The following is a 24,993-nucleotide window of genomic DNA, read 5'->3' on the forward strand; positions in this document are numbered from 1 at the left end:
ACGGAGCAGCGTTTCGGACGGCATGGCGGTGGTAACGGGAGAATACCCGCAACGACACCATGTGGCCTGAAACGCCGGTCGCGCACCCCACCTGCGGACAGGTCCGACGGCAGGAATGTCCGGGGGCAAGCCCCCGGACGACGTATCAGCGACGCAGGCCGAGACGCTCGATCACGCTCTGGTAACGAGCCTGATCCTTGCGCTTCAGATAGTCCAGCATGCTGCGACGCTGACCGACCATCATCAGAAGACCACGACGGGAGTGGAAGTCCTTCTTGTGGGTCTTCAGGTGCTCGGTCAGGTTGACAATACGCTCGGTCAGGATCGCAACCTGAACTTCCGGGGAGCCCGTATCGGTCTCGTTCTGGCGGTATTCAGCGATCAGAGCCGTGCGGCGTTCTGCAGTAATCGACATCGTGTTCTCCAAAAAACTCGTGGTTTTCCAGCATCCGTGCTGCCCTGAGCCGTCCATCGCGGATCTGACACAGGCCAATCACGTGCTCTCCGATCATCGCACGCCACAATTGGTCTCCCTCCTGTGACACGGCCGGCAGAGGATACGTAAGATCAGAGGGGTCAAGAGACTGTCCCCAGATCAGTATCCTTCCCTCCGCTTCGGTAACGGCCAGCGCCGGGATGTCGACCAGCGCGGTCGCTACATCCAGCAGAGGAGCCGGAAGAGCATCGGCCTTGTCCACAGTTTGAGGCGATTTGTCCAGTGCTATCTGATCAATCGTCATCGCATGAGACAGATCGAACGGCCCGCATTTCGTCCGACGGAGAACGGAAATATGGCCAACAGTTCCGCATGCGAGAGCAATGTCCCGCGCCAGGGAGCGCATATAGACCCCCTTGCCAGACTGCACCTCGAAAACAGCCGTATCCGCATCAGGACGTTCTACGAGTGTTATCGAGTCGATCCTCGCCGGCCGGGGCGGAAGCTCGGGCGGACGGCCAGAACGCGCCAGATCGTAAGCACGCTGGCCGCCTACCCGCAACGCTGAAAAGACGGGAGGGATCTGCAGAACATCGCCTGTCAGAGTTGGGAGGCACGCTCTGAGATCATCGTCAGTGGGACGATGGACAGAGGTTGCCAGCACCTCCCCTTCCCGATCATCCGTTGTGCGGCTTTCCCCCAGTGAGAGCGTAAAGCGGTAACGCTTTGTCGCATCCATAATATAGGGAATGGTCCTCGTCGCTTTGCCAAAAGCGATTGGGAGAATACCAGAAGCCAGAGGGTCAAGCGTGCCAGCATGGCCCGCCTTCTGAGCATCAAAGGCCCAACGCAGCTTGTTGACCATATCCGTTGAGGTGGGGCCGAGGGGCTTGTCGAGAATCAGCCAACCATCAATCTCGCGCCCACGTTTTCTCGCCACTGTCCCAACACCCTTTTCCATGATCGGGCGCTGATAGACCAGTCAGACGGGTAAATGCAAAAAACTCCTCCTGACAAATGTCAGAAGGAGTTTTTCAAATCAGTCTTCCAGATCGCGTTTGACTTCCGGAGACCGGAACAACTGATCCAGTTCCATCGCATTGTCCAGAGCCGTATCCGGCTGGAAATGGATTTCGGGAACAGTCCTGAGCCGAAGCATCTTGGACAGTCCGTTTCGCAGAAAAGGCGCGACCCGCTTCAGGGCTGGAAGCACTTCTTCCACATCACTGCGACCCAAACGGGTCACAAAGGCTGTTGCATGACGAAAATCCGGAGAAATCCGAACTTCCGTCACAGTCACACGAACATCCAGCAGCTCGGGGTCACGGAATTCCGTGCGGGCGAAGATTTCCGCCAGAGCACGGCGAACCTCTTCTGCCACCCTAAGCTGTCGGGTGCTTGGTCCGTGAGCCGAGACGCCCGCCGGACCCTTCAGGTCATTTCTCGAACGTGAGCTCAAGCCGGGATCACTTCCATCTCGTAGCACTCGACGACATCGCCTTCGCGCAGATCATTGTAACCTGCGAAGGAGAGACCGCACTCATAGCCACGAGCCACTTCCTTGACGTCGTCCTTGAAGCGCTTGAGCTGGCTAAGATCACCCTGATGGATGACCACGTTCTCACGCAGCAGACGCACGCCACAACCACGCTTGACGAGGCCTTCGGTGACATAGCAACCGGCAACCTTGCCAGTCTTCGTGATGTTGAAGACCTGACGGATTTCCGCATAGCCCAGGAACTTCTCGCGATGCTTGGGCGCAACCTTGCCCTTCACGAGCTGCTCTACGTCATCCGCCACCTGGTAGATGATGGAGTAGTAGCGGATGTCCACACCTTCGCGCTGCGCCAGCTCACGAGCCTGCGTTGTCGCACGAACGTTGAATGCCACAATGATGGCATCGGAAGCCTTGGCCAGCTGAATGTCGCTTTCCGTGATCTGACCGACAGAAGCGTTCAGAACGCGAATTGCAACTTCTTCATGGGCAAGCTTCTGGACTGTCGTCGCAATTGCTTCAGCGGAACCCTGCACGTCAGCCTTGATGAGAAGGGCAACTTCCTTCTGATCACCGGCCTGAATACGGGCCAGCATCTGATCAAGCGTTCCGCGAGCAGCAACCTGGGTTGCAGCCTGCTTGTCCTTGATGACGCGCTGACGAAACTCGCTGATCTCACGGGCACGGGCATCGTTCTCAACAACAACGAACGGCTCGCCTGCACCAGGAACACCCGTCACACCGAGGATTTCCACCGGCATGGATGGGCCAGCATCCTTGAGCTGACGTCCACGGTCATCAAGAACCGCACGGACACGTCCCCATTCCGCACCAGCGACAACGATGTCACCCCGGCGAAGGGTGCCCTTCTGAACCAGAACAGAAGCAACAGGGCCACGTCCACGATCCAGACGGCTTTCGATAACCGTACCTTCAGCCACGCGATCCGGGTTGGCCTTCAGGTCAAGCATTTCAGCCTGCAGAAGAATAGCTTCTTCCAGCTTGTCCAGACCGGTCCGCTTGAGAGCAGACACTTCGATGTCCTGCGTATCGCCGCCCATGGCTTCCACGACGATTTCGTGGCTGAGCAGTTCCTGACGGACACGATCCGGATTTGCACCCGGCTTGTCGATCTTGTTGATCGCCACAATGATCGGAGCATTCGCAGCCTTGGCATGCTTGATGGCTTCGATCGTCTGCGGCATGACGCCGTCATCTGCTGCAACCACCAGCACAACCACGTCCGTCACGGATGCACCGCGAGCACGCATGGAGGTAAATGCCTCATGGCCCGGCGTATCAATGAAGGTGATCTTCTTACCGGAAGGCGCCGTGACCTGATACGCACCGATGTGCTGCGTAATGCCACCTGCTTCTCCACCCGCCACATCAGCAGCCCGCAGAGCGTCCAGCAGGGACGTCTTACCATGATCAACATGGCCCATCACGGTAACAACCGGAGCACGTGGCTTCAGGTCTTCCGGACGATCTTCAACACCTTCGATACCAATCTCCACGTCGCTTTCAGCAACGCGCTTCACACGATGGCCAAATTCTTCAACGATCAGCTCTGCCGTATCGCCATCGATACTCTGGGTAGCTGTCGCCATCACGCCCATCTTCATGAGCGACTTGATAACTTCACCCTGACGGGAAGCCATACGATTGGCCAACTCGGCAACCGTAATGGTTTCCGGCACAATGACATCACGAACAACACGCACCTGATCGGAGCGCAGACGCTCCAGCTCAGCCTGGCGGCGCTCACGGTCACGCTGACGACGGACCGAAGCGAGTGAACGGGTCTTGCCGTCATCGCCTTCAATCGCTGCACGCACGTCAATACGGCCACTGCGACGATCATTGCCACCCGGGCTCTTGCGCGGAGAAGGCTGCGTCGAACGACGCTGTGCCGGACCATTCGGGGCGCCACCGCCGCCACTGCGGCGTGCTGGTGCACGACGCTCTTCCTCGCCACCTGCATTCGCAGCAGGTGAACGCAGATGCAGGGTCTCACCACCGCGCGGCTGAGCCGGAGCAGCAGCCGGGCGAGCCGTCTGAATGGGACGCTCCGGCATAATGGCACGCTCAGCCAGCGGACGAAGCCGCTGAACCGGCGCAGCGAGTTGAACACCACCGGTTGAATGGTTGCGCGGATCAAGAGGAGCCGCACGTGCAGCTTCTTCAGCTTCCCGCTCTGCCTGACGTGCAGCGCGCTGGGCTTCTTCCTCAGCGTGGATACGGGCTTCTTCGGCTGTACGGACAGCGTGAAGATCGCGCTCCTTGCGAGCAGCCTCTTCAGCGGCCTGGGCTTCAGCAGCCAGACGCTGTTCTTCCTCGGCACGACGGGCTGCTTCAGCAGCCGACATGATCTGGATCTTTTCCGCCTCACGACGTGCAGCCTCGTCAGCCGCAGCCTTACGCTGTGCTTCGAGGACACGCTGACGCGTTGCAAGTTCCGCAGCCGTCAGGGCACGACCACCAGCGCCAGCACCGCGACCACCACGTGCACCGCCACCTGCCGGACCACCCGGACCAGAGGCTGCACGCTTTGGCTTGCGAACCTCAACCTGCACGACCTTGGAACGGCCGTGGCTGAAGCTCTGCCGCACGGAGCCGGCATCCACTGTACGACCAACATCCTTGCGGCCTGCGGGGCGTAGGGACAGGCGGCCGCTCTTGGTCTGTTCGCCGCCCTGTGATGGGGTCTGTGTTCCGTCCTGGTTGCGCTCGTTGCCGTCGCTCATAGTTCCGCCTGTTCCTTACTGACCCCTGTGGGGTCTGGGAGTGGACGTCCTGCCACTCCCGAAAATCTCTCATGTTCGGCGATCAGGCGCTGTGCCAGCGCACCCGGCGCCATCACCGCATAGACCGCCCGGTCCCGGCCGAACGCCGAAGCCAGGACTCGATCGGGAACTGTCACCACCGGCAGAGAACGCCGGCCCGACACCAGTCTGGAGAACTCGTCCGGACTTGCACTTTCCGAACGGATCACCACCCCTGCCCTCCCGGAAGTGAGCCACTCCCGGCACTTCTGAAACCCGCAGACAACCTGCCCCGCTCTGCGGGCCAGACTGACAGCGTCCAACATCCTCTGTACCAGCCCGGCTTCAACGAGATCTGCCAGACAGTCCGGTACAGACACCTGAGCTTTCGCAGCACGTGCAAAAGCCTGACGGGTGCGGGGGCTATCTAACACATCCCGGCTAGCACTCAACCACATTCCCCGACCGGGCAGCTTTGCCGCCAGATCTGGCACAACCCGGTTCTCCGGGCTGACCACGAAACGGATCATGCTTTCAGGCGGCCTCTGCTCTCGACTTACGAGGCAGCGCCGCTCTGAACTGCGGCGCCCTAGAGCACCGCGAACGGGACCATTATCAGTATCAGAAATATCAGACGTCGGTCGACTCCCCGTCCTGCTTGCCGGCTTCAGCCGATTCGTCACCTTCAAACCAGTGGGCTCGGGCAGCCATAATGACTTCGTTTGCGGCGTCTTCATCCATGGCATCGGCGCCAAGAATGTCCACAAGTTCATCACCTGCCAGATCTGCCAGATCGTCGAGCGTTTTCACGCCCTTCTCTCCCAGCGTCACAAGCATCTGGTTCGTGAAGACTCCAAGATCAACAATATCGTCTGTCACACCAAGCGCCTTGCGCTTGTCGTCCAGCTCCTGCTCCTTGCCTGCCAGATACTCGTTTGCACGCAGCATCAGCTCTTCGGCAACACTCTCGTCGAAGCCTTCGATATCATGCAGTTCACCCGGGTCCGTATAGGCCAGTTCCTCAATGGAATGGAAGCCTTCCGTGACCAGCAGGCTTGCAATCACATCATCCACGTCGAGAGAATCAACAAAGAGACCCGTACGCTTGCGGAACTCTTCCTGACGGCGCTCCGATTCCTCGGCTTCCGTCAGGATATCGATATCCCAGCGTGTCAGCTGGCTGGCCAGACGCACGTTTTGGCCACGACGACCAATGGCAAGCGAAAGCTGCTCATCCGGCACCACGACTTCAACACGTCCAGCGTCCTCGTCCATCACCACCTTGCTGACTTCAGCAGGAGCAAGGGCGTTCACCACGAATGTGGCGGCCTGCGGGCTCCAGGGAATAATGTCGATCTTTTCGCCCTGCAGCTCTGCCACAACAGCCTGAACGCGGGAACCACGCATACCAACGCAGGCACCGACCGGATCAATGGCGGCATCGCGGGAAATCACAGCCATCTTGGCACGCGATCCGGGATCACGGGCAACAGCCTTGATCTCGATGATGCCATCATAGATTTCTGGCACTTCCTGGGCAAACAGCTTTGCAAGGAAAGCCGGATGCGTCCGGGACAGGAAGATCTGCGGTCCGCGCGGCTCGTCACGTACATCATAGATATAGGCACGAATGCGATCGGAGTTACGGAAAGCCTCACGCGGGATCAGTTCGTCACGACGCAGAAGGCCTTCGGCACTGCCGATCTCGACCATCATGTTGCCGTACTCGGTCCGCTTGACGGTACCGTTGACGATCTCGCCTACGCGATCCTTGAATTCGTTATACTGGCGCTTGCGCTCATACTCACGGACGCGCTGCACGATGACCTGCTTGGCCGTCTGGGCAGCAATACGCCCGAAATCGATTGGAGGCAGCGGATCGACGAGATGCTCGCCAATCTGGATTTCCGGCTGAAACTTGCGTGCGATGTGAATGGGGATCTGCGTGTCCTCATTCTCCACCTGCTCAACAGCTTCCGTCCAGCGGCTGAGGCGAACTTCGCCCGTCTTGCGGTCGATGGTCGCGCGAATATCCTTCTCGTGACCATACTTTGCACGGCCGGCCTTCTGAATGGCCTGCTCCATCGCTTCCAGCACTTCCTCGCGGTCGATGTTCTTCTCGCGCGAGACTGCGTCTGCGACCAGCAGCAGTTCAGGGCGGATAACAGATGTGTCCATCAGATCGGACCTCCAGCCAGCATGAGACGGGTCATTAGTTCTTCTTCCCCGGCTTCTTCGGATTCAGTTTCGGAACGCGGGGCGTATCGCCATCGCTTTCCTCGTCGGACGAAACGCCTGACAGGGCAGCACTCGCCTCGATCAGGGCATCCGTCAGCACCAGACGAGCTTTGCGGACTTCCGTCAGCGGCAGCTCTGCCTCGGTACCGTCATCCAGACGGATAACACCTTTGCCATCTCGCGCGCCCATCACCGTTCCGGAAAAGCGGCGACGGCCATTCAGCGGCACGTCAAGTTCGGCTTTGGCCAGATGGCCAGCGAATCGGTCCCAGTCCTTGGCGCGGGTCAGCGGGCGATCAATCCCTGCGGACGACACTTCCAGCATCCATGCGCCAGGAATTGGATCATCGACGTCAAGGATCGCGCCCACGGCGTGACTGATCTGCTCGCAATCATCCACGGAAATCAGGGAGCCGTTTGCACGGTCTGCCATAATCTGGATGGTCGGGGTATCCCGCCCGAGAACGGAAAGGCGGACGAGCTCGTAGCCCAGATCCGCCAGGGTCGGCGCGATCCGCTCCGCAATACGGGCTTCAAGACCCGTCAGATGGGGCAGTTCGATACCGGAAGATGTGTTCTGTTGAGGCAAGACAAAAAAGGCGGCCCGTCAGGGCCACCCCCCGAAAAAGCGGAAGATGAATGGAATGACATCTATTTAGGCCTTCACTCCCCTCAATGCAAGTACAAGCACAGGGAAGCTGCCATGCAGGGATTCGAAAGATTTGTTTACATTTATCCGTGCTCGGAATGCTTGCCTTGAGAGGCCTGTCGGAGTGAGATGACTATCCAATGACAGTCCAGCCCGAGCCTAAACCCCAACTCCTCCCCAAACAGGAAACGTCTCGCAGTCATTCACTCTGGGCGGGGGGAACACTTCTGGCCGTTGCATCCATTGGTGCAGGAGCCTTTTTCTTCACTCATTCGACCCCGGCAACGGCTGCACTCTCCTCAACCTCGGGAAACCCGACCGCGAGCGCGGCGTCCACGTTTCAGGCGAATGCCCAGCTTTCCATGATTGCTCCCGGAGATGCTCCCAAAGCCTTGGCCGGCACCAGTTTCACGGAAGAGCAGAAAAGCCGCATCATGGCCGCCGTCCAGCGCGGCGACATGCGCCTGGTGGAAATGCCCGTCCTTGATGGCGCAGGCGTTACAGGGCAGACCATTGATGTTACAGTGTCAGGACTGACACAGCGTATTGTTCTGACAGGACAGTTCCAGCGCCTGGTGCTTCCAATTGCGGAAGCAGCTCAGGTCACTATCGATCCCGTTACCATGCCTCATACTCCTGCCCTTATTATCGGAGCCATGACGGCTCTCGGCCCCGAAGCACTCCCGAGCCTGACTGCGCTAAACCAGCGTATCGTGCTTGACGTCATCGTTCAGTAAAGGCTTCCCGGTGTTCAAGTCGCTCGTCCCCATGCTCAACCGGGCCATGCCACTCATGATGGCAGCCTTTCTGATTCTGGCGGTTATTCAGGTCGCCGTCATGCTACATCTGTCCCTGGACGGACTCTGGCGAGCCATAGACTGGATGCGCCCTGCCTATCTCCCCCTTGCAGGGACAGGCGCCGCGTTGACCGCTCTGGGCCTGACCTACGAAACATCTGCTGAAAAACTGGCGCGCCGTGGGCTGCGTCGGAGGAAAGGTTTGATCATGGACGTTCTCAGCCGGCTGACCAATCGCGGCGCCCTCGAGGAACTCATGGCCCGCGAGCAGCGCGAAACCGTTATCGATGCGGAAGAGCTGGCCGCCTCCCTCCGTGCCAGAGTCATCGGACAGGACCGCGTTTGCGAAGATATTGCCCAGCAGCTTCGCAGGCGTCTGGCTCTTCAGGTGCGTGGAAAACCTGTCGGCATCTTCCTTCTGGCTGGCCCTCCGGGAACAGGAAAGACCTATCTGGCCAAGCAGATTGCAAAGCAGATGGAACGTCCGCTTCTGCATTTCGACATGACGCAGATGTCCAGCCCTCATGCAGCAACCCAGCTTTTCGGCTCCCCGAAAGGCTATGTAGGTTCTGACACGTTCGGCAAACTGACGGGCGGCCTCAAGGACCAGCCGGATGCCGTGGTGCTCCTGGATGAAATCGAGAAAGCCCATCCGGATGTCTTCAAGAAGTTCCTGACCGCCTGGAACGACGGCCATGTCACGGAAGCATCCACGGGTGAACAGGTATCCACCACACGCGCTATCTTCATGCTGACCTCCAACATCGCAACCGATGCCCTGACAGAAATTGCAGACCGGCTTGAAAACGAGCCGGACAAGATGCGAGCCGAGTCCGTTGAAGCCCTCAAACGGGCTGGGTTCGCTCCGGAAGTCCTGAACCGCCTTGACCGCATTTTCGTCTTCCGCGCTCTAAGAGGGCTGGATCTGGCACGCGTTGCGGCTCTGGAAATCGAAGCCATGATCGAAAGCTACGGTCTCCATGTCGAGACAGGCGGCATTGATGCCGCCCTGCTCTTCCAGGTCATGGTAAAGCAGAAAAACCTTGGAACCGGAGCCAGCGCCCGCGATCTGGTGCGTTCCATTGAGGATATGGTTAGCGAAAGTCTGATTGTCGCCCGTCAGCAGGGCGCGAAAATGGTTCGCCTGACCGCCGGGGAAGAAGGGGTTACGGCCGAAATTTCCAAGGATGCCGATGTCCAGCTCGGCCGCCTGAGCCACTGATCCATGACAGCATTTGGTCGACTCTGGCGCCGCGCGCCACTCTGGCGCACAAGCCTTTTCGTCATGGTGGGCGGGCTTGGAATGGCAACCTTTTTTCCTACCCCCACCCTCAAAAAGCATCTTCCATGGCTGCCGGGCAAAGCCCTCGGCGTCAGCCCTGCGCCTACACAATCCGGACAGGGAAATGGCAGCGGCACGCCGGGCAATAGTCCTGATAGTGTGACGGCCCCCGATCCCGCCATCACCCAACAGGGCGGATTGCATCTGGCCGGACGCATCATTCCGCTTCCAGTCGGAGAATGGCACCCCATTCTGGCAGCCCGCACCGGGCCACATGGCGAGATTTCCCAACAGATTCTGGCCAGAACATCCCTCGGCGTCGTTTCGGGCGTGATAGTCGTGGAAGCCAGCCAGCAGCCTCTGCCGCCTCAGGCAGTGGATGATCTGGAACGCCCCTGTCATGATGACCGGAACTATGCGTCTCACATTGTGGAAAAACAGGGCGCGGTGGAAGAATGCGCCTATATTGGCAATGCAGTCATCCTGCCCGGCTCCCCCAACGGCAGCCCGTTTGTGAGCGCGGGTTTTGACCGGATGAGTACACTGGGTTTTCCCATCCCGCCGCTCATGATCGCGCTTGGATGGTATCATGCCGCTGTTCAAGGCACTCAGGGCGTCCAGATAGAAGCTGTTGAAACTCTGATTGCCCCAATCGAACCCGGCTCACGCCAACTTCTGGCTCCTCTGCCCGTCTGGACGAAAGACGGCATCAAAACCAATCCGGCCGCGGAAAAATTCATTTCCGATGTCAAGGCATGGATGCCGGGATGGACAGATCTGGTCCGCAAGGGTTTCGACGGCAAGCTGGATGCGAATGCGATCCCCATCGCCCCCACCAGAGATCCATCCGCTCCCCAAGCACCCTAAGGACCCTCTCGAAGCAGGATAGGGATAGGCACGGGCCACTTCAGGGGGATCAACACGTCCGCGGGTATCAGTGATGCCCGACAGTGCCGCCCATGCTGCGTCCCATACGCCGTTCAGCCATGCGAGCCAGACGCACGAAGGGCAGACCCAGCAACAGATAGGCCGCGCCAACCATCAGCCCTGTTCCGAAATAATCGTAATACGTGGACGACAGACGTACATAGGTCTGGCTGAGTTCTGTCAGGGTAATGACGGAAACAAGCGAACTGTCCTTGAGTAGGGAAATGAAGTCGTTGGTCATGACCGGCACAACCGTCCGGAAAGCCTGAGGCACGACCACCAGCCGCAAAGCCTGCCAGTGAGTCATGTTCAGGGCAATCGCCGCTTCCATCTGCCCGCGCGGCACGGACAACAGCCCCGCACGGTAATTCTCGGCCTCGTAAGCGGCATAGTTCAGCCCGAGAGACAGCACGCCCGCCATGAAAGGTGACAGGCGGATACCAAACGCTGGCAGACCATAGAAAATGAACAGCACCTGAATCAGCAGCGGCGTACCGCGCACGATTTCCACATAAAAACCTGCCGTCAAACGCAGTATCGCTCCCCCATAGTGCCTGGCAAGCGCGAGCAACAAGCCCAGCGCCACAGCGATAATCATGGCCAGTGCGGAGACCGCCAGCGTCATAAGGGCGGCTTGCCCGATCAGGGGCAGAAAACCAACATACCGGTGAATCAGAACTTTCCAGTTATTTCCCGTCGTGCTGGCCATGGCCGCGCGGTACCGGTCCCATTCCACCGGAGCAATATCCAGCTGGGCATGGTCGCCGGTGTAGTTCTCCATCAAAGGAGTCCACAGATTCCAGCGGGCCAGAATTTTGTGAAGCGTCCCGTCTTTGATCAGTTCCCCAAGAGCTGCATCCACCTGATCGCGCAGTGCTCGGCTTCCGGGCGCGAAGGCGATGCCATATTCCATGCTGCCGATCGGTTCTCCCACCAGCTTCATGTCATCGGAAATGCTGCCGTAATACATCGCGATCGGGGCATCGAGCAGGATCGCATCCAGCCGTCCATTCCGAAGATCCGAAAAGGCATTCGTCTCTTCTTCATAAGACCGAATGTTGGAACCACCCTGCCGACGGAGCATACGCTCCGCTGTCGTGTCCTTGATGGTCCCGATCCTGTGCCCTTTGAGAGCTTCCATCGTATCGAGGCCGGTCTCTTCCTTACGCAGGATAATGCGCTCGCTCGTCACGTAATAAGGACGCGAGAACAGAACGGCCGCCTTGTGTTCCGGCGTCATTTCGATGCCGTCCACAACCATGCTGTAAAGGTCGCGGGACAGGCCAGGAATCAGGCCATCCCAGTCATTCTGAATGAAGCGCCCCTTGCGGTGCATCTTCTCCGCAATGGCATTGACCAGATCGTACTCGAAGCCCGTCATGCGGGACTCATGTTCCGGATCATGGAACACATAAGGCACATTGGCCTCACCGTCCGAGGCCCAGGGCAGATCCGTGCTGTCCCTGGCTCCCGGAACAACCAGCGGTGTGGCCGTCTGCTCGTCAGCGGCTACGGCATGAACGAATGGCGCAAGCGTGAGCGCCAGCGCAAAGAGACACGCGAAAAACTTGTTCATGACAGCAGCGTCCGCAGGAAGCGGCGCGTGCGCCCCTCTTTCGGGTTGGCGAACATCAGATCCGGGTCACCGCTCTCCACAATTTCCCCGCCTTCGACATAAAGTACCCGGTCAGAGGCAGCCCGGGCAAATCGCATGTCATGTGTCACGACAAGCTGCGTCATACCGTCATCGTCCAGATCCCGCATGACGGACAGAACCTCTTCCGAAAGCTCCGGATCAAGTGCGGAAGTCGGTTCATCGTACAGCATCACGGAAGGCTTCATCGCCAGTGCCCGCGCAATGGCGGCGCGCTGCTTCTGGCCGCCTGAGAGACTGTCCGGATAACGGCTTTTGACGCCAGAGAGACCGACTTTCTCCAAAAGGGTGCATGCGGTGGCCTGCGCCTCATCCCGCGAGATACCCTTCACCTGCATGGGAGCCATCATGACATTGTCGATGACGGTTCTGTGCGGAAAAAGATTGAAGGCCTGAAACACCATACCGACATGCGCGCGCAGCCGATGGGCCTGCGCTTCATTGGCACGCGTCCAGCTTTTGCCAGTACAGGAAAGTGTCACGTCTTCAATACGGACTGTCCCGGCATCAGGATGCTCCAGAAAATTGAGGCACCGCAGGAACGTGGATTTGCCACAGCCTGAAGGCCCGATAATCGAGATCAGTTCGCCACGTTCAACATCAAGTGACAGACCACGAAGAATTTCGTTGCCATCAAAAGACTTGGCGATTGCGCTCGCCTGTAACACCAGATCAGTCAGTTCCGGATATCCTTTCAGAAGACGTACGATTTCTCCATCGCTCAGCCCTCATAACGAACCTCGCTACAGCTATCGAGACCTTTCCGTCACGTGACTGCGAGAATTCACCATATTGCAGCTTTTCGGACGCCCCTTGCAGTTCTTTTCTCCAGGGGCTCTAAGTCAGACAGGACTGTGTAACGAGACAGAACAAGAGACATGCCCCCCCAGCCGCCTCCTTCAACACCTGCCTTGCCCCTTCTGGATGTCAGGGATGTTACGGTGTTCCGCGGAGACCGACTGGTGCTTGATAGCGTGTCACTGTCATTGTTCGCCGGAGATGCGATGATCCTGACCGGCCCGAATGGCGCAGGAAAATCCACGCTCCTGAGAACCATTTCCGGATTACGCAAACCAGATGGCGGAACGGTCGAACGTCAGACGGAACTCGCCTGGCTAGGCCATCAGGATGCCCTTAAGCCCGGAATGTCGCTGACCCAAAATCTTGCACTCGCCGCGAAGCTCGGGCAAGGCCAGATGAACGAGGTTCTGGACGCTCTGGATCTGGCGTTTCTGGCCGATCTGCCGGCGCGCCTTCTCTCTTCCGGGCAGAAACGTCGCGCCGCTTTTGCACGTGTCATGCTATCCGGTGCACCACTTTGGCTTCTGGATGAGCCCACTGTCGGGCTGGATGTGGCGAGTATCGAGCGCCTTGGTGCCATCATGGCCGCACATCGCGCCAAGGGGGGCGCCATGATCGTGACGACGCATGTTCCCCTGCCCCTTGAAAACACCCGTTCGCATGAACTGCCATCTCTCGCGAATGTTGAACCGATCTGGTTGTCATGACTGCTTTTCTTGCCCTGATCGACCGTGACCTTCGCATGGCCTACCGGTTTGGTGCCGATACGCTCGCATCCCTGCTCTTCTTTATACTGTGCGGCAGTCTGTTCCCGCTGGCACTCGGCCCCTCTCCGGATCTGCTGCGCCATATGGGGCCAGGGATTGTCTGGGTCTGCGCCCTTCTGGCCTCTCTGCTTCCTCTGGACCGCCTGTTCGGCTCGGAACTGGAAGACGGATCACTCGATCTGCTCATGCTGACGGGGCTGCCAGCATATGCCGTTGCGTTCGCCAAGATGATCGCTCACTGGCTGACAACGGGCTTGCCGTTGCTGATCGCCGCGATCCCGCTCGGGATTATGCTAGGCGTCAAGGGTGGCGAACTCCCCCTGCTACTTCTGGGTTTGATGCTGGGAACCATGTGTCTGTCCCTCTTGGGTGGCATGGCGGCCTCCGTGGTGCTTGGCGCCCGACGTGGAGGCGTTCTTCTGCCGTTGCTAGTGCTTCCCCTCGCGACACCCGTGCTGATTTTTGGCGCGGCATCGTCCTACGCTGGCCAGCTTGGCGCCTCCCCGGCTGCCGGATTCGACCTTCTGGGCGCCTGCTTGCTGGCCATGTTACCGCTATGCCCTCTCGCCGCCGGACAAGGGCTCAAAGCAGCCGTCAGCTAAGGCCGCAACACCATAATCTTTTGATTCATGTGGATTTTATGCCCGCTTCACGTTCCAGGGAGCGAAGAGCAGCACCTTGTACTGCGCCTTACCAATTCATGAACTGTTTGTATTTTTCAAAATACAATTGAATGTTAGTTTTGTTTGAACGTAATGATGCGCAGAGATTCGGGCCGTCAGATCGATTGTCTGCCACGGCCCTGCCAGACATATTATTAATTGGAACAAACACGTGACGAACACGACAGACTGGTCATCCATCCCCCAGAAAGGCGGTGACCTTGGTACCGATGGACAGGAAACCATTGTTACGGGCAGCCCCAGCACAGCCGTAGACAGCCTGACCATTCACGGAACGGTAGATCTCAACAACAACAAAACAGTAGAAGTCCAGCAGCTCACGCTGAGCAGCAATGCCCTGCTTGTTATCAATGCCGGCACGAACTTCAAGCTGAACGCCAGCACACTCCCTGCTGGTACCATCAAGATGAATGGTGGCTCCTTTACGGACACCAATGCTTACGGCTCCGCAGGCCCGCTGGTCTTTGATTTTGGCGATCCTGCAGCTAACAGCTCTGTTAGTATTAACGCTTATAATAATACCAATGTCAGCTTCGCGAATGTAGCTCCTGGCGATAACATCACATTCCTGAATTCCTATGGCGCTGTAAAGCTCGTGGATTCCGGCGATGGTGTCATCACCGTCACAGACAGTAGCGGCAAAACTCTCAGCACCCTTCACACGGCCAAGAATCCGCAGGGCACATACTACAAAGCTGCAGATTTCAGCACATCCAGCAGTGGCGATAACTCCACGCTGACATGCTTCCTTGCAGGCTCAATGATCCTGACGCCTACTGGCGAAGCTGCTGTCGAAAGCCTTGAAGCTGGCGACAACGTCATCGTGAATGTTGCTGGCCGAGAAGAAATCCGCCCTGTGACATGGGCTGGCCGCCGCAGCATGATGGTTCGCGCTGATCTTCCTGCCGATGAAGCCGGCTATCCGGTCCGCATCCTTGCGGATGCCATCTCCCCGGGCGTCCCCCATCAGGATCTGCTGGTCACGGCTGAACACTGCCTGTTCCTTGATGGCAAGCTCATCCCAGCCCGTATGCTGGTGAACGGTCGTTCCATCCATTACGACCTGTCCATCACGTCCTACGAGTATTTCCACATCGAGACGGCAGAACACTCTGTCATCACGGCCAATGGCCTGCTGACCGAGAGCTACCTGAATACCGGCAACCGTGGTTCCTTTCGACAGGACGGTTCCGTTGTCAGCATTGGTGGCGTCATCAAGAGCTGGGCAGAAGACGCTGCGGCTCCCCTGACGACAGCTCGTGAAACGGTTGAGCCGGTATTCCACGCGATTACGGCACGCGCTGAGGCAATTGGCGTCTCTGAGAATGACCAGGCTGTCACGCTGACAGACGATGCAGACCTGCACCTCGTCACGGAAGATGGTACGATCCTCCGCAAGATGCGTGAGACGAACGGCTACGCCATGTTCATGCTCCCGCAGAACGTGCGCACCGTGCGCCTGATGTCTCGCACGAGCCGTCCGGCAGACGTTATCGGACCGTTCGTTGATGATCGTCGCCAGCTTGGTGTGCTCGTTGGCAGCGTTGTTCTGTATGATGCAGGCAGCACGACCAACCTTTCCGCCCACCTGACGAAAGAAACGCTGTCTGGCTGGAGCGCCCTGGAAAGCCAGGCTGCCCGCTGGACGACCGGTAATGCCGAGATCCAGATCAAAGACCGAGCTGCACACAGCATCGCCATGGTGGGCGTGCAGATCCTGTCGAACAGCCAGTACATCGTTTCTGAAGTAAAGACAGCAGCAGCCCTCACAGCCTGATTTCGCTTTCTTTTCAAGCAGGAAACGCCAGCCTTCAAAGGCTGGCGTTTTTTGTTTTAAGCGTCTGAAATACCGCATGCCATCTCGACGCCGATATGAAACCGCCGCATCATTGGGCTAAATTTCATATGAGAAGTCTTGTTCATTATGCGGTTCTCCCTTCGACGCTCCCTTCTTTCATGTGCTGCTCTCCTGGGGTGCGGCTATGGTCTGACAGCCCAGGCAGAAACCGGATATTTCAGGGAACCGTCCCTCACTGGCCAGACAGTTCTGTTCAATGCGGAACAGTCTGTATGGAGCGTTCCTCTTGGAGGAGGCACCGCCCAGCGCCTGACCAGCGCGCCTCATGGGGCCAATGCGGTTGACCCGCATCCCGTTCTTTCCCCGGACGGAACCGAAATTGCGTTTCTGGCCAATTATGATGGCCCGACAGAAATTTATGTCATGCCAAGCTCGGGTGGCACGCCTCGGCGTGTAACATTTGAGAACGCCCCCAAACTGCTTCTGACCGGTTGGGATTCCCACGCTGGCATTCTGTATGCCATGCCGGATGCGACCGGGCCCTACTACAGTTACAACGTCGCGTCTCTCGACCCGAAGACAGGCACCAAACACGTTTACCCCTTGGCCTACGCCAATGACGCCGCCCTCAGCCCTGACGGAAAATGGCTCTATGCCGTCCGCTTCGGGCTTGCCGTCACGGGCGATCACATGCGGGCCTATCGGGGCGGCAGCCTGTCCCAGCTCTGGCGCTTCGATCTGCAAGCCGGAAAAGAAGCCGAGCGGATCGGGTCACGTACGGCCAATCTCCTTCACCCCATGCCCTGGCGTAACCGGCTGATCGTGATTTCCGACGAGAACGGCCGCTACAATCTCTGGAACCTCGCAACGGATGGAACCGATGCGAAGCAACTCACGCAGTTTACGGATTACAGTGTTCTGGAGGCCTCCCTCTCCGGAGACACTGTCGTCTTTCGCAAGGGGGCTGACCTGTTTGCTTTGGACCTGACATCCGGCCAGATCAAACAGATCCCCATCACACTGGTGTCGGACAACGCACCGCGTGCGCCTTACTGGCTGGATCGCCCGACACGCTTCACGACGTCTGAGGCCATCTCTCCCAAGGGCAATGCGACGGTCTTCACCATGCGTGGGCATACTGTTGTGGCTGCAGCATCGCCCCGACGTCTGATCGTTATTCCAACCGCGGATAATGTGCGCCTGAGATTGGCCCGCGTCACACCAGACGGCAAATCCGTTATCGCCTTCAGCGATGCTGGCGGGGAATCCTCATTATGGCGTTTTGCAGCCGATGGCAGCGGAAAGGGAGAAGCACTGAGCCAGCCTTCCTCGACCGAACCCGTCGCGCTGGCTATTTCGCCAGATGGAAAATACGTGGCCCACACAGACCTCCTCGGTCGCCTATGGCTCTTCAACCTTTCCAGCAGGTCCGAGAAGCTGGTGGATGACGCCACTTCGGACGGGACGAATGTTTTCGACGCGCTCTCATGGTCAGCAGACGGGAAAATTCTGTCTTTTGTCAGAACCCGTGGCACTGGGCTCCGTCGACAGATTGCCCTCTATGCACCTGAAACCGGCCGGACGGGGTGGGTCACCGGAGACCGCTACGATTCTTACAGCCCGACATTTTCCCCAGACGGAAAATGGCTCTGGTTCTTGTCTGACCGGACCTTCTCTCTCGCCAATGACTCTCCATGGGGGGACCGTAATCTTGGTCCGGCATTTCCTCACCGAACGGGGATCTATGCTCTGGCACTTCAGGCCGAAAACCGCTTCCCCTTCCAGCCTCCGACTGAACTGGATCATGACGACAGCAAGACCAAGCCTGAGCCCAAGGATGGAGAAAAAGACGACAAGAAGGCACCGAAAAAGCCCTTGCCCGCTCTTGAATGGAACGGACTGGCGGATCGCCTGTATCAGGTTCCGGTTCCCGCAGCGGACTATCATGGGCTAGGAGCCTCCAGCGAGTTCCTCTTCACCATGGATGGCACGGGGGAAGATACGAACCCTCTGAAGTCCATCCACATCGACAACAATGAGCACAAGGTCGAAACCTTTGCTCCGAAGGTTGAAGACTTCGACATCTCGGCTGATGGCAAAACCATCATGACCGTCACGCCGCGCCCAAAGCAGACGCCGGACGTGATGCTGCTCCCTGTCGGGGCGAAAAAGCCTGACGATGTTGCTGGCAAGACCGTCAGTCTGGATGGACTTCGCCTGAGGATCGACCCGGCGCAGGAATGGAGCGATGAATTTGTTGATGCCTGGCGCCTGCATCGTGACCATTACTACGACCGCGATCTGCATGGCGTGGACTGGAAAGCTGTCAGAGCCCATTTTGCACCGTTTGTGGACCGACTGGGGGATCGCGCTGATCTGGATGACCTGCTCGGACAGATGGTGGCGGAAATTGGTGCCATGCATTCCCAGCTTCGTCCGGCACAGAGCCTTGACGAACCAGCTACAAGCCTGATCGCCGGGCTGGGCGCGCAACTGACACGTGAAACCCAAGGCTTCTGCATCACACATATATATAGAGGAGACCGGGATCTGCCGGATCAGCAATCTCCCCTCGCGGCACCCGGCGTGGACGCTCAGGATGGAGATCTGATTGTGGCCGTCAACGGTCAGCTTACGGCTGGCGAACCGGATCTCTCTACCTTGCTTGCCAATCAGGCTGGAAAGCAGGTTCTTCTCACGCTCTCCCGCAAGGGAAAAGAGCACAAGACAGTCGTGACAGCCGTCAGTTTTGCCAAGCAGAAATCCCTTCGTGCGCGGGACTGGGAAGTCAGCCGCGCGGACGCTGTGGATCGCGCAAGCCATGGGCGTATCGGCTACCTGCATCTGCAAGCCATGGTCGGAGACGACATGGAGGCCTTTGCACGGGAATTCTACGCCAATATCGACAAGGACGGCCTGATTGTTGATGTCCGCGGGAACAACGGCGGCAACATTGACAGCTGGGTTCTGACCCAACTCATGCGCCGGCCATGGATGTTCTGGAGCCGCTACGGCAACGCACCGGCCATCGATATGCAGCAGGCCTTCCAGGGACATCTTATCGTCATCGCTGATGAAAGAACCTATTCAGACGGTGAGACCTTCTCGCAGGGGATAAAGTCTCTTCATCTCGCGCCGGTTCTCGGTGAGCGCACAGCGGGCGCAGGCGTCTGGCTTTCTGACGGTGATCGCCTGATCGATAACGGGAATGCCCGCACGGCTGAAAATCCGTATTTCGATATGAACGGGCACTGGCTGGTCGAGAACAAAGGCGTCTCACCGGACATTGAAATCGAGAACATGCCGGTTGCGGCTTTCAACGGCCAGGACCAGCAGCTTGATGCGGCAATTGCCTATCTGAACAAGCAGATGACCGACCATCCTCGACAGGCGCTCAAGGCAGAAGCCTTTCCGCCGGAACAGCCAGCGCCCCCGAAGTAAGGCGCAGGCGATCAGGGCCTCTGCTCCCGGCAGAGGCCTTTTTTCAGAGCATCATGTCCATGACCTGATCGCGCCGGGAAAGCCGGTGCATCAGGGCAGCCAGAATATGCCCGGCAATCAGAACACCCAGTATCCAGGCCGAGAACTGGTGCAGCACTCCCAGGGCGGGAGCCAGAAGAGGTGTTTTCTGGATGAGCGCTGGAAGATGAACGGTCCAGAGCATCTGGACCGGGGCTCCGTAAGCGGACGCCATGAGCCAGCCTGTCAGAGGCGTACTTAGCATCAGAAGATAGAGACATCCCTGAAGAACCCGCGCAGCAATCTGCTGCTCTTCAGGAATACTCTCCGGCAATGCCGGCGGACGGTGGGTTGCGCGCCAGGCCATTCTCAACACCACAAGAATAATGACTGTCGACGCGATTTCCTTATGAATGGACAGCAGTTCCCCTTTGAGGGGAGAGGGTCCACGCGGCAGAAGCCGTCCAGCAGAAAAGCCGATCATCCAGACGGGAATGATGATGGCCGCCATGCCCCAGTGAAACAGGCGGGCCGTAAGAGAATAACGCTGGGGCACAGAAAATCCGTTTGGTGAGGGAGATAGTATGTCTACTTTCCATATCCCGGATGAAACACCAACGGATTTCCATTCAGTGGCTGGGAGGATAGGAAGTCCTGACGTTTCTCCGCAGGACCATACCGTGATCAACTCCGTCTACCGCCGCATTACCGACCTCGCCGCCTCTCCCAAAGCTGTATGGTGGCTGATCGTCATCGCCATGGCAGAAGCCTGCGTCTTTCCCATCCCGGTAGATCTGATGCTGATCCCCATGATCCTGACCCGACAGGACCGGGCATGGTTTCTGGCAACTGTCTGTACAGCCGCGAGCGTGGTTGGTGGCGTAATCGGGTGGATTCTCGGGGCCTTCCTGATGAAACACATCGGCATGCCGATCGCACATTTCTACCACGCAGATGGACGAATCCTGGCACTTGAAGAGATGTTCCGCCGGTATGGTGTCTGGATCATTCTCGGAAAGGGTCTCACCCCACTTCCCTACAAGTTTGTTACCCTGGCCGCTGGAGCGGCACATTATCCGCTTCTGCCCTTTATTGCAGCCAGCATCGTCACGCGAGGGGCACGCTTTTTTCTGGAAGCAGCGCTGCTTAAGGCTTTTGGTGAACCCGTCCGGGACTTTATCGAGAAACGCCTGACCGTAATTCTGTTGATCCTGCTGGTGGTGATCGTCGCCGGTGTAGCACTCGTTGAACTCCTTTGATCAGATCGTCACATTTCACACAGAGGATATTCACACAAATAACAGAAATATTCTTTAATTATAAAAATAACATGTTATTCTCTGTGCGATCGTAAACCCCATACGGTCATCGGTTACGGCTTTCCGGCAGTTCCAACTGTTGCCTCTTCCAGCCTCCCCTCAGCTTCGCACGCGGCGAATCCGAGAGGATATCTGGAGATGGATTGCCAGTCTCCGCACGACAACCCGAACACACATTCCCGCTGTCACAGGAGCTTGCCATGTTTAGAAGAGAGACAAACTTTAGCGCTAAACGTTTTCAGATCCTGCCGTCTGCCACACGCGCAACTGGCTTGTTCAGTGGGCTGGAAGCGCAGTTTCTTGGAATGGCTTCTCCTGGAATTCTAACGCTACGGGACACTGTTGATGGTGTGGACTCCCGACCGATGACACCCTTTGAAGACAACGTCCCTTCACGGAGACATGACCATCCATGAGTGCCACAGAGATTTCTCCACCCCCCCGACCACTCATCACCAAGTCACGCGTGCTCTGGGGCATGCCGGTAATGTTATTGTGGGGCTACATCGCCGTTGCCCTTTACATGACGGGCGACGGCATCGAAGTCGCATTCCTTGCGAAATACGTCACGCAGATCGGCTTCACGCCCAAGCAAGCCGGCATGCTCTTCACCATTTATGGTGCAACAGCCGCCATTTCGAGCTGGCTGTCCGGCGTTCTGGCTGAAGTTTATGGTGCACGTCGCATTATGGCGATCGGCACTCTCTGGTGGGCGCTGTGCCATGTAGCTTTCCTCGGCCTCGGCCTGGCTCAGCATTCCTTCCCGATGATGATGCTGTTCTACGGCCTGCGCGGTTTCGCATACCCGCTGTTCTTCTATGCCTTCTTCTTCTGGATCGTTCAGAAGACCCCTGATCATCGTCTGGCCTCTGCCATTGGCTGGGTCTGGTCCATGTTTACGCTGGGTTACGGCATCATTGCCTCGTTCCTGCCGAGCTGGACGATTCCGGCTTTCGGCTTCATGCCAACGCTGTGGATGTCCCTGGCATGGGTTCTTGCTGGCGGCGCACTCGCCTGCCTGACCATTCGTGAAGAGCCTGCCGAAGCTGCACCGCTGGCCGCCAAGGTTCCTCTGAAGGATCAGCTTATCGAAATCAGCCGCAGCCTCACACTGATTGTGGAGAACCGTGACATTGCATTGGCGCTCATCACGCGCGTCATCTGCAACCTGTCCCTGTTCGGCTTCCCGGTCATTATGCCGCTGTTCTATACGTCCCCAGAAGTCGGATTCACCATGCCGGAATGGCTCCGGATTTATGGTGCATTCTTCCTGGTACAGCCTGTGACGAACGTCTTGTGGGGCCTGATCGGGGACCGGATCGGCTGGCTGCGTCAAATGCGCTGGTTCGGGTTTGTCGGATGTGCCATGGCAAGCATTGCCTTCTACTTCATCCCCCATCTGATGCCGGGCAATATGTTTACGGCCATCATTGGCGCCCTGTTTTTGGCTTTGACGCTCAATGCGTTTGTTCCAATGGGCGCGATCTTCCCGGCAATTGCTCCTGAACATAAAGGTGCAGCAGTGTCGGTTCAGAACCTTGGTGGTGGACTGAGCAACTTCCTCGGCCCGGCGCTGGCAACGCTGTTCGTCACCAGCTACGGCACACAGGGCGTCGTCTTTATTTACGCAGCCCTATACCTTCTGGCCGCCGTGATCACATGCTTCATCCGCCTGAAGCAGCCTAAGGGCGCCAATGCAATGGAAGTGTTCTCCGCTGCAAAAGCCGCTGCAGTTCATGAAGAAATGAATGATCTCGGCCTTCAGACGCAGAAAAGCTGAAGCTCCTAAAAAACCAAAAGCCCGGCGCATTACTGCCGGGCTGTCAGATACCAGAAAACGCCGCCCTCTGCTTTTGTGGGCGGCGTTTTTTTGTGTGGGTCAGTTCAGGGCCAGTCGCTCATGCGCCAAGGCCATTTCGGCTCCAAAGGACGGCCACTCGGCGTGCGTCAAAGCCTTGAGTGACGGAGAAGAGAGCCCCATCCGCTTGGCATAAAGCCATGTATATGTGAGGGTACGGTGAACATAATCACGCGTCTCGGTATTCGGCAGGGTTTCCATGAAAAACAGAGGATCATGGAGATCTGCGGTCTGGGCACTCTCCCAGCGCGCAATCGCACCAGGCCCCGCATTATAGGACGCCAGAACACGCACAAGGTCCCCACCCTCAGGCTGGGCAGCCTGTGCCGTATGGCTGGACTGGTTCGCAAGATACAGCACGTAGAGCTGACCGATCTCGAGATTGGAGGCCGGATTATGCAAACGGCTAACCATATCGGGCGGGACCGGAATCACCGCCATACCATGAGCATCATAGGTCTGATGATGCAGCGTGATAAAGCTCGCCGTCACAGGACGGATCTGCATCAGGCCATGGGCCCCAGCCCCTGATGTCGCGGCCGGATCAAAGTTCGATTCAACCCGCGTCAAAGCATAGACCAGCGCCGGATTCATGCGGAAACCATGATTGGGACGCAGACGAGGCATTGGAAGCGCCGTTGCAGCGGTATCAGGATGGCTCTCACCGTCCATGATGAGAGACGCCAGCTGTTCGGACAGATCCTCGAAACCAGCGGCCTGTGCGACGAGCTGAAGCGAACGGGCACGCGCGCTGTCAGCCGCAATATCAGGCCAGATACGCCGCATCAGGGCTTCGGCACGTGCACGCTCTCCGATCTGAAGAAGCGCGAAAAGTTGCCTTCCCTGTGGAAGGGCGCCAATAGCTTCGACATCGATTTCACCGAGAACCGGCACAGGGTCATGCAGGGTGATCTCGGTAGGACTGTCTGGCAGACGGGCATGTCCCTTCCGTCCCAGATCAAGCGTCTGGGCTGCCAGCATTCCATAAAAAGTTTCGTGATGGTTCGCTGCACGATGCAGCCAGGACACATACGCCGCCATTGCATGACGGCGCGCCTCTGCACGCGCAGCCCAGAAGGCAGCAGCAGCATGAAGCTCCTGCGAGGTTACAGGAGCATTGGCCGCGGATTCGAACAGCTCATACGCTGCATCGATATGGCCTTCCCGCCAGGCAGCCAGGCCGGCCACATAAGCTGGCAGCCCGACCTGATGGTCGCCGCGCTCAAAGCCCTTACATCCGTGATGTAATGCACTTTGCGCTTCACCTTGAGACAGCAGACTGAGGGAGATTTCCCCGTATAGCTGCGCAGCGTAGGCCGGCGTCATGCCTGGGGTAATATCCACAAGGTGCAACGCGCTGGTCGCGCCTTTGAGGCCCTGCATAGCTCGCTCCTGAACCGTGCGATCCAGAAGAGGATTGCGGGTAAAGGCGCGCGCCAGCGGGTCTGGCGTGAAATTGGGCGACACATGCACCGTATCGGGCCGGTCATCGGGGGCGAGAGAATGCACAAAGGACTGCGCCGGAACGGAACCTGCGGACGCTGTTCGGAGCAGAAGACCCTGAATAGCCGGCGCATCTGGCTGCGTTGAGTAGCTTTTCAGCCAATCACGGAGTTGATCGGCTGCAGGATGCGCACCTGGCGCCAGATAGCGGTCTGCGAGAACGTCTGCCAGCAGCACGCGATCGGTCAGCAGACGCGTCAGATCGTTCGCTGTTTGCAGATCGCCACGGCGTTGGGCCTGAAGAATCAGACGATATCGGTTGGCCACGGTGGCCGTAAGAGGGTGAGGCAGCGAGACGGTACCGTCTCCACCTAGGGAGGGGCGTGCTTCCGCAAACGCTGTTTCGTCACCTGCATGATCCGGTTGGGGCGGTTGCAACCGCCCACCTTCAGCACGCGCCGGGGAGAATGTTCCACCGGCCAGAATCAGCACACTGACGAGCAACGCTCGCGCCGTGCCACCTGAGATGAAAGGGTTAATCCTTCGCATAGCAGCGGGGTGCTACCCGGTTTCTGCTGCGCTGGCAAGGCTTCGTTAACTCGGACAGACATCCGGACTAAGC

At 58.1% G+C, this 24,993-nt stretch carries 20 protein-coding genes; 9 read left to right on the plus strand and 11 right to left on the minus strand.

Annotated elements, in window-relative coordinates:
- Positions 1 to 145: 145 nt before the first annotated feature.
- The 7 genes from rpsO to rimP form a co-directional block, all read right to left on the minus strand.
- Positions 146 to 415 carry a 30S ribosomal protein S15 gene (gene rpsO, locus B7444_RS12610; RefSeq protein WP_007283842.1) on the minus strand — a complete coding sequence of 90 codons (270 nt, stop codon included), beginning with the start codon at positions 413 to 415 and terminating at the stop codon, positions 146 to 148.
- The gene (truB, locus tag B7444_RS12615) at positions 375 to 1,376 is read right to left on the minus strand and encodes a tRNA pseudouridine(55) synthase TruB (RefSeq protein ID WP_035729862.1); all 1,002 of its coding nucleotides are present in this window, start codon (positions 1,374 to 1,376) and stop codon (positions 375 to 377) included. Before truB ends, rpsO begins: the two co-directional genes overlap by 41 nt.
- Before the next feature lie 99 nt (positions 1,377 to 1,475).
- Entirely contained in the window at positions 1,476 to 1,895 is a 420-nt protein-coding gene (rbfA, locus tag B7444_RS12620) for a 30S ribosome-binding factor RbfA (protein ID WP_016737639.1), read from the minus strand.
- Positions 1,892 to 4,678, minus strand: a complete 2,787-nt coding sequence (infB, locus tag B7444_RS12625; protein ID WP_007283839.1) for a translation initiation factor IF-2 — start codon at positions 4,676 to 4,678, stop codon at positions 1,892 to 1,894. The genes rbfA and infB overlap by 4 nt, the downstream gene beginning before the upstream one ends.
- A complete protein-coding gene (locus B7444_RS12630; protein WP_224777851.1) occupies positions 4,675 to 5,379 on the minus strand; it encodes an RNA-binding protein in 705 nt (234 codons plus the stop codon). The genes infB and B7444_RS12630 overlap by 4 nt, the downstream gene beginning before the upstream one ends.
- Positions 5,327 to 6,874: a transcription termination factor NusA gene (nusA, locus tag B7444_RS12635; protein ID WP_007283837.1), complete on the minus strand. Its 1,548-nt coding sequence runs from the start codon at positions 6,872 to 6,874 to the stop codon at positions 5,327 to 5,329. The genes B7444_RS12630 and nusA overlap by 53 nt, the downstream gene beginning before the upstream one ends.
- 34 nt (positions 6,875 to 6,908) lie before the next feature.
- Entirely contained in the window at positions 6,909 to 7,523 is a 615-nt protein-coding gene (gene rimP / locus B7444_RS12640; RefSeq protein ID WP_007283836.1) for a ribosome maturation factor RimP, read from the minus strand.
- 200 nt (positions 7,524 to 7,723) lie between these two features.
- Here rimP and B7444_RS12645 point away from each other — a divergent pair, with 200 nt between their 5' ends.
- From B7444_RS12645 to B7444_RS12655, 3 genes are read left to right on the plus strand one after another with little or no spacing between them, the layout of a single operon-like run.
- On the plus strand, positions 7,724 to 8,320 hold the full coding sequence (locus B7444_RS12645; protein WP_007283835.1) for a hypothetical protein: 597 nt from the start codon (positions 7,724 to 7,726) through the stop codon (positions 8,318 to 8,320).
- A gap of 31 nt (positions 8,321 to 8,351) precedes the next feature.
- Positions 8,352 to 9,602, plus strand: a complete 1,251-nt coding sequence (locus B7444_RS12650; RefSeq protein ID WP_007283834.1) for an AAA family ATPase — start codon at positions 8,352 to 8,354, stop codon at positions 9,600 to 9,602.
- Positions 9,603 to 9,605: 3 nt separating this feature from the next.
- Entirely contained in the window at positions 9,606 to 10,529 is a 924-nt protein-coding gene (locus tag B7444_RS12655; protein ID WP_007283833.1) for a hypothetical protein, read from the plus strand.
- A 67-nt stretch (positions 10,530 to 10,596) separates the two neighbouring features.
- On the opposite strand, the gene B7444_RS12660 is transcribed toward B7444_RS12655, so the two are convergent.
- Together B7444_RS12660 and B7444_RS12665 are read right to left on the minus strand one after the other, a co-directional pair.
- Entirely contained in the window at positions 10,597 to 12,165 is a 1,569-nt protein-coding gene (locus B7444_RS12660; protein WP_007283832.1) for an ABC transporter substrate-binding protein/permease, read from the minus strand.
- On the minus strand, positions 12,162 to 12,911 hold the full coding sequence (locus tag B7444_RS12665; protein ID WP_007283831.1) for an amino acid ABC transporter ATP-binding protein: 750 nt from the start codon (positions 12,909 to 12,911) through the stop codon (positions 12,162 to 12,164). Before B7444_RS12665 ends, B7444_RS12660 begins: the two co-directional genes overlap by 4 nt.
- A gap of 210 nt (positions 12,912 to 13,121) precedes the next feature.
- On the opposite strand from B7444_RS12665, the gene ccmA reads away from it, so the two are divergent.
- The 4 genes from ccmA (at position 13,122) to B7444_RS12685 (ending at position 19,733) form a co-directional block, all read left to right on the plus strand.
- Positions 13,122 to 13,751 carry a heme ABC exporter ATP-binding protein CcmA gene (gene ccmA, locus B7444_RS12670; RefSeq protein ID WP_007283830.1) on the plus strand — a complete coding sequence of 210 codons (630 nt, stop codon included), beginning with the start codon at positions 13,122 to 13,124 and terminating at the stop codon, positions 13,749 to 13,751.
- Complete coding sequence (gene ccmB / locus B7444_RS12675) at positions 13,748 to 14,413, plus strand: heme exporter protein CcmB (protein WP_007283829.1); 666 nt, start codon at positions 13,748 to 13,750, stop codon at positions 14,411 to 14,413. The genes ccmA and ccmB overlap by 4 nt, the downstream gene beginning before the upstream one ends.
- A 232-nt stretch (positions 14,414 to 14,645) precedes the next feature.
- Positions 14,646 to 16,271: a Hint domain-containing protein gene (locus tag B7444_RS12680; protein ID WP_007283828.1), complete on the plus strand. Its 1,626-nt coding sequence runs from the start codon at positions 14,646 to 14,648 to the stop codon at positions 16,269 to 16,271.
- Positions 16,272 to 16,418: 147 nt separating this feature from the next.
- Positions 16,419 to 19,733: a S41 family peptidase gene (locus B7444_RS12685; protein WP_007283827.1), complete on the plus strand. Its 3,315-nt coding sequence runs from the start codon at positions 16,419 to 16,421 to the stop codon at positions 19,731 to 19,733.
- A gap of 43 nt (positions 19,734 to 19,776) precedes the next feature.
- Here the strand turns inward: B7444_RS12685 and B7444_RS12690 are convergent, their stop codons facing one another.
- Entirely contained in the window at positions 19,777 to 20,307 is a 531-nt protein-coding gene (locus B7444_RS12690) for a cytochrome b (RefSeq protein ID WP_007283826.1), read from the minus strand.
- 124 nt (positions 20,308 to 20,431) lie between these two features.
- On the opposite strand from B7444_RS12690, the gene B7444_RS12695 reads away from it, so the two are divergent.
- Together B7444_RS12695 and B7444_RS12700 are read left to right on the plus strand one after the other, a co-directional pair.
- Positions 20,432 to 21,010, plus strand: coding sequence for a YqaA family protein (locus tag B7444_RS12695; RefSeq protein WP_007283825.1), 579 nt, complete (start codon positions 20,432 to 20,434; stop codon positions 21,008 to 21,010).
- 472 nt (positions 21,011 to 21,482) lie between these two features.
- The gene (locus B7444_RS12700) at positions 21,483 to 22,850 is read left to right on the plus strand and encodes an MFS transporter (RefSeq protein ID WP_035729852.1); all 1,368 of its coding nucleotides are present in this window, start codon (positions 21,483 to 21,485) and stop codon (positions 22,848 to 22,850) included.
- 99 nt (positions 22,851 to 22,949) lie between these two features.
- On the opposite strand, the gene B7444_RS12705 is transcribed toward B7444_RS12700, so the two are convergent.
- Positions 22,950 to 24,920 carry a transglycosylase SLT domain-containing protein gene (locus tag B7444_RS12705; protein ID WP_231502877.1) on the minus strand — a complete coding sequence of 657 codons (1,971 nt, stop codon included), beginning with the start codon at positions 24,918 to 24,920 and terminating at the stop codon, positions 22,950 to 22,952.
- Positions 24,921 to 24,993: the final 73 nt, after the last annotated feature.

Origin of the sequence: Gluconobacter thailandicus F149-1 = NBRC 100600 (genome assembly GCF_000964465.1) — a bacterium.
Lineage (GTDB): Bacteria > Pseudomonadota > Alphaproteobacteria > Acetobacterales > Acetobacteraceae > Gluconobacter > Gluconobacter thailandicus.